Origin of the sequence: Waterburya agarophytonicola KI4, from assembly GCF_020640915.1 — a bacterium.
Taxonomy (GTDB): Bacteria; Cyanobacteriota; Cyanobacteriia; order Cyanobacteriales; family Xenococcaceae; genus Waterburya; species Waterburya agarophytonicola.
On sequence record NZ_JADWDC010000076.1, the window covers coordinates 15,886 to 21,378 of the forward strand.

Here is a 5,493-nt window from a genome sequence, read left to right on the forward strand (position 1 = left end):
CGGTATCATCAGTTTCTTCACTAGCTTCTAGTTCGGTATCATCAATTTCTTCACTAGCTTCTAGTTCGGTATCATCAATTTCTTTTAGATCTTGTAATTCAATTCCATCAGGAGAAATTTCAGCAGAAGTATCAAGTTGACTTACTTCAATTGTGCTGCTTTTAACGGAAGTTCCAACACCTAATAGGGCAACTAAACCTAAAGTAACAGATAAAGCTTTTAATTGGAGTTTCATAGTTATTCTTTTAATGTATTCAGTTCGTTTGGTTTCTACAAGATAAATATAAAAAGTAAAAAAAAAGATAGGCAAATAAAATTCCTTTTTTAGATAATATATTTCTCTATAAAAGGAACTTTTAAAACCCCAAAAGCGTCGCTCAAAGTTGACAAAAGTAAAAAACAAGATAAGTATTTGATAGTATATTTTTAAAAATTAAAAACATAATTCTCAATTCCATAAAGCTAAGGTATAGAAAAGAGATCAGTACTTAATAATTCTCGTTTAACAAATGCGGATTTAAGGCATTAGATATATTTACTTATCTCTTAAATATTCTTAGCTATTATCAATATCAGTATTTTAGCTGAGGTAAATTGATTAGATGTACAAAATAAGTATTATTGCTGAGAACTTGGTGAATATTATTAAGTATTAATTGAGTAAAATAAATTCAATTGATGACCAGTAAAAACCAAACTTGCCATGAATCAGCTTGGAGTTTTTACTCTTTTGCGTGACAATGTAAGATTGATTCGCGATCGACCTCAGCAAATAATAATGTAATGTCTTCAAGTAAAACAAATAATCTAGCTATTCCTTTAGAAAAAATTCGTTACAACGAGCAAGGTTTAGTACCTGCGATCGCTCAAGATTATCTTGACGGTACAGTGTTAATGATGGCGTGGATGAACCAAGCGTCTTTGCAAAAAACTATCGAGACGGGAGAAACTTGGTATTGGAGTAGATCTCGTCAGGAATTGTGGCACAAAGGCGCAACCTCTGGACATATTCAAAAAGTACGATCGCTGCGTTACGATTGCGATAGTGATGCTCTTCTGATCACTATCGAGCAGATTGGAGATATTGCATGTCATACAGGGGAACGTAGCTGTTTTCACCAAATAAACAGCAGTAAAAAAGCTCCCCCCGCAGATACCCTATCAGAAGTATATCGAGTGATTCGCGATCGCCAAGAGAATCCTTACGAGACTTCTTATACTTGTCAGTTGCTTGCAGGGGGAGATAATAAAATTCTCAAAAAAATTGGTGAAGAATCAGCCGAAGTAGTAATGGCTTGCAAAGATGACGATGGTAATGCGATCGCTTCTGAAGTGGCAGACTTGTTCTACCATACCTTAGTTGCCTTAGCGCACCATAACGTAGATATCCGCGATGTCTATCGCCATTTACAATCTAGAAGATAGTACGGTAATTGTTCATTATTCATTATTTGCAGGAGGTGCTTTGCGAATTTCTGAATAAAAAGAAGTTTGTTTTCTACCATCGTGAAATTTAACGACAGTAGTACGCATCCTCAAATTATCACTAGCAAACCATTGACGTTCTTCCGCTTGCATTTCATCGGTTTTGATAGTCAAGGTTAGAGCTTCATCTGCACCAAGAACATAATGTCCGCAAACTTTGCTGTCTTGGGGGCGAATTAGCTTTCCCTTGGTGTCATCATCGGAGTTGCTCACTAAAACTACCGTAGCCGAACCTACTTGCTTAGGCTTACCCCAGTCTACTGAGTTATCCCAACTTTGAATTGTACCCCCAAGACTTAGCTGAGGATCTAGATTATGCTTCTTGCACAATTCCACTGCTTTAATATCTTCTGGGTTAACAAGTTCAATAGTAATATCTGCTTTACTATTGTCAGCTTCCCCTCCTACAAAATAGTTAGTCCGCTGGCTAAACCATTTACCCGCACTTAAATTTAGGAATTCTTTTAAATCCATGATTATATTATTTTGCTAATCTCTCTAGAAATTTTATAAAATTATTGCCTTTATTTAATTGACCATATATTAGTTTTCTTGGCAATACTGCAATCCTCATCAAAGTCATATGAATAGTCAACAACAATATCTTACTTCCGTCGCCGATTTGCCTTCTCTCGAATTAACTCTCAATATTTTGCTCAATCGACAAGAAAAAGATTGGGGTTGTTTTCAGGTAATCAAAGAGGGCGAGTTCTACGCCTTATATATTCCTACTATGGATAGTTTTAAACTTTTTAAAAATCCCAAAAGCGAAAACTACAGAGGATACTGGAGAAATTACCTTTCAGAGACTTTACCCGATGTCAAAAATCGAGGAGAAAAACCCGATATCTTTCTTCGTAACCGCAGCAAACAAGTTGAAGAAAAGAAAAAAAATTCAAATCTAATTATCCGTAAAAAGCAACGCATTATAGATGTTAAGTATCGTTATAATCCTTGTGCGGAAATGTATCGCCTAAATCAAATGATTGCTAAACTGATTCGCGATCGCCTGGCAAGCAACGCTACTTTCGATCCAGGGACAGAAATAATGCCTTTAGTACTCGCCACCGAAGTCGAAGATTGAACAAACTAAAGACACTTAATCTCGCTAAAATAATCGAGCATAATTCAATTCAATATTTCATAGCTCATGGTAGAAGCAAAAATCGGCATTATTGGCGGTAGCGGTTTGTATAAAATGGACGGACTCAAAGACGTTCGAGAAGTTAAGTTATCTACTCCTTTTGGCGATCCCTCAGATGTTTTGATCGTCGGTAAATTAGAAGATGCTACAGTTGCTTTTTTAGCTCGCCACGGACGCAATCATCATCTTTTGCCCACAGAATTACCATTTAGAGCTAATATCCATGCCATGAAGCAACTAGGAGTAGAATATATCATTTCTGCTTCTGCGGTAGGTTCTCTCAAAGAAGAAGCTAAACCTCTAGACATGGTGATCCCCGATCAGTTCATTGATCGCACCAAAGATCGCCCTGCCACCTTTTTTGGCGAGGGGTTAGTAGCTCACATTGCCTTTGGCGATCCTATTTGTACTAATTTAGCTAAAGTCGTGGGTGATGCTGTAGAATCGTTGGATTTAGCTGAATCGAGTCTACATCGCGGTGGTACTTATATCTGTATGGAAGGCCCTGCATTTTCTACTAAAGCCGAATCTAATCTTTATCGCAGCTGGGATGCAACGGTAATTGGTATGACTAATTTAACCGAGGCAAAACTCGCTAGAGAGGCAGAGATCGCCTATGCAACCCTGGCTTTGGTTACAGACTATGATTGTTGGCATCCAGACCACGATAGCGTTACGGTAGAGATGATTATCGGCAATCTACAGAAAAACGCCGTTAATGCTCAATTGGTAATCAAGGAAGCGGTTAAAAGGTTAAATGCCAATCCTCCAGAATCGATCGCCCATTCCGCTTTGAAATTTGCTATTCTTACCCCTCCCGATAAAATTCCAGCAGAAACTAAGGAAAAATTATCTTTATTAACCAAAAAGTATTTTTAACATTTCTCTATTTTTAAGGCGATCGCTTTACTCGATATGAATTAGAAAAATGTAGGGTGGACATAACAAACATAAAAAAAGAACAAATTAATTCTATACTCCCGACTAAATCCGACTTTTTCCGCTTGTCACACTGACAATTACAAAATTGCTATAATAAAAACTATGTTTGTCACATATTTTTAGTGTTCGATCGCTAGCCAACAAACTGAGTGATGAAGGAGTGGTTGAGGACTAGCTATTTTAGTAATTAAGGAAAGATTTAGTAATGGTTAAATCCACACGGGAAGAATTATCCAACCTTCAGGGTAATAGTTGTTATTGTTTTAATCGAGATTGTTCTCAGCCAGAAAATTCCGCCGACGCACAAGCTTGTATTAATTGTGGCTCTAATCTACTGCTACAGGATCGCTATCGGGCTTTACAACTAATCGGTCAAGGTGGCTTTGGTAGAACATTTAAAGGGGTTGATCAGTCCCAAGCTTCAGAACCTTATTGTGCCATCAAACAGTTTTGGGTTGAACCCCATAGCCGAAATAAAGCCAAAGCAGCCGAGTTATTTGAGCAAGAAGCCCAACGTTTAGAATTGCTGGGAGAACATTTTCATATTCCCGCTTTAAAAGATTACTTTGTCGAATCACAAGAACAGTATTATAGGACTTACGCATTGACAAAAATAAAGAATTGTGGGGTCAAGAAGCAAGGGTTTAAGAAAGATTATTGATAATAAACTGGCGAATAACAGGTACAAACAACTGTCTTGACACTTGATAGAGGTTGTCGATTAAGCCTTCTACTCTCATAGTTTGTAATTGACTGAAAGCTTGCAAAGCACAGAATAAATGAGTTCTAATACCCGATTCTGTTCGTACTTGAAATCTTTCGATATTGCACACCTGTTTAATAACCCGATGAAAACTCTCGATTTGCCAATGACTATCATGAATTTGACGAAAGCTTTGACGGTCAATCTGTTTTAATTCAACTCTTGTGGGGTATAGTTTTCTCTCAACAAAAATCGGTTCACGCTATCGTGACTGATATCTTGCATAACTTCGGACAGACGAACACAACTCACATATTTTGGTTCAGCTAGTAGAAATAGGATGTACAGCGAACGGTTACACTTTGCTGTCGAGGGTTTAGATTGTTCTCTCAAAACAAGTTTCAAGTGCTAATGTAGTCCAAGTATTATACCGTGTAGACCATTTTTCTTGTTTTTTGTCAATGCGTAACTTCTAATATAGATAAATTCCCAAGGGATAGCCAGAAAGGATAACAAGAAAATTTCTTGACTATATTGTTTAATTCCTTTGATGCCAGATCCTAATAGTCCCCACCCAATCAAGGAAAGTAAAGGGGAAATACGCAAAAAAAAGTCATCGGGAAATAAATGCAGACTTTTATAGAGTACTAAAGATATAAGGGCTGTACCGCAAAAACTGGAAATGCGATCGCTTTCTAATTGTAATCTATCTCTTTTTTCCCAGATCGAGAACAACACTACCATCCAGAATAAAGAGTTATGACTGACAGAACCAGCCTTGCTGAATAACTCACTTAAATACAAGTGCAGAGATATCAAACCAATACCAATCAAAGCTAACCAGTATTTTATGTGGCTATGGGTCATTAACTGTTGAAAGTTGAATTTACTTATTTTTCATTTTGTACTCTAATTGTAGTAAATATTTGATCGCGATCGCTACTCTTCTTTTTAAAAACAAGTCATAATCTCTGCTTATACTTAACATAACTAGAAACGTTGTAATTTACCTTGATAAAGTACAAATACTTAGCTATATTAATTACATAGAGAGCAGAGACACATTATTTTTATCTCGTTTCTGCAAATCTAGTTCTAGTAATAGAACGAACCTAGAAAAATAAATAACGCAATCATATAACACATGACTACTACTCTACAAACGCGCGAAACTCGCGGTGCATGGGAGAATTTCTGTCAGTGGATTACAAGCACTAAC

The 5,493-nt window shown here is 36.9% G+C and carries 6 protein-coding genes and 2 pseudogenes; 4 read left to right on the top strand and 4 right to left on the bottom strand.

The genetic code is table 11. The features are described from left to right. Positions 1-235: pseudogene (locus I4641_RS20260) on the bottom strand (hypothetical protein); the annotation flags it as partial. 548 nt (positions 236-783) lie between these two features. On the opposite strand from I4641_RS20260, the gene hisIE reads away from it, so the two are divergent. Further along, a complete protein-coding gene (gene hisIE, locus I4641_RS20265) occupies positions 784-1,425 on the top strand; it encodes a bifunctional phosphoribosyl-AMP cyclohydrolase/phosphoribosyl-ATP diphosphatase HisIE (RefSeq protein WP_229642403.1) in 642 nt (213 codons plus the stop codon). A gap of 15 nt (positions 1,426-1,440) precedes the next feature. Here the strand turns inward: hisIE and I4641_RS20270 are convergent, their stop codons facing one another. Beyond that, the gene (locus I4641_RS20270; RefSeq protein ID WP_229642404.1) at positions 1,441-1,959 is read right to left on the bottom strand and encodes a phycobiliprotein lyase; all 519 of its coding nucleotides are present in this window, start codon (positions 1,957-1,959) and stop codon (positions 1,441-1,443) included. 109 nt (positions 1,960-2,068) lie between these two features. Here I4641_RS20270 and I4641_RS20275 point away from each other — a divergent pair, with 109 nt between their 5' ends. The 3 genes from I4641_RS20275 to I4641_RS20285 all read left to right on the top strand — a co-directional run bounded on the left by I4641_RS20275 (position 2,069) and on the right by I4641_RS20285 (position 4,232). Then, on the top strand, positions 2,069-2,569 hold the full coding sequence (locus tag I4641_RS20275; protein WP_229642405.1) for a hypothetical protein: 501 nt from the start codon (positions 2,069-2,071) through the stop codon (positions 2,567-2,569). Positions 2,570-2,635: 66 nt separating this feature from the next. After that, positions 2,636-3,508: an S-methyl-5'-thioadenosine phosphorylase gene (locus I4641_RS20280; protein ID WP_229642406.1), complete on the top strand. Its 873-nt coding sequence runs from the start codon at positions 2,636-2,638 to the stop codon at positions 3,506-3,508. A gap of 268 nt (positions 3,509-3,776) precedes the next feature. Further along, positions 3,777-4,232, top strand: a complete 456-nt coding sequence (locus I4641_RS20285) for a 4-Cys prefix domain-containing protein (RefSeq protein ID WP_229642407.1) — start codon at positions 3,777-3,779, stop codon at positions 4,230-4,232. Here I4641_RS20285 and I4641_RS20290 read toward each other — a convergent pair. Continuing rightward, positions 4,219-4,667: pseudogene (locus tag I4641_RS20290) on the bottom strand (transposase); the annotation flags it as partial. The gene I4641_RS20285 and the pseudogene I4641_RS20290 overlap by 14 nt on opposite strands. A gap of 15 nt (positions 4,668-4,682) precedes the next feature. Next, a complete protein-coding gene (locus I4641_RS20295; RefSeq protein WP_229642408.1) occupies positions 4,683-5,141 on the bottom strand; it encodes an archaeosortase/exosortase family protein in 459 nt (152 codons plus the stop codon). Between the last annotated feature and the right edge of the window lie 352 nt (positions 5,142-5,493).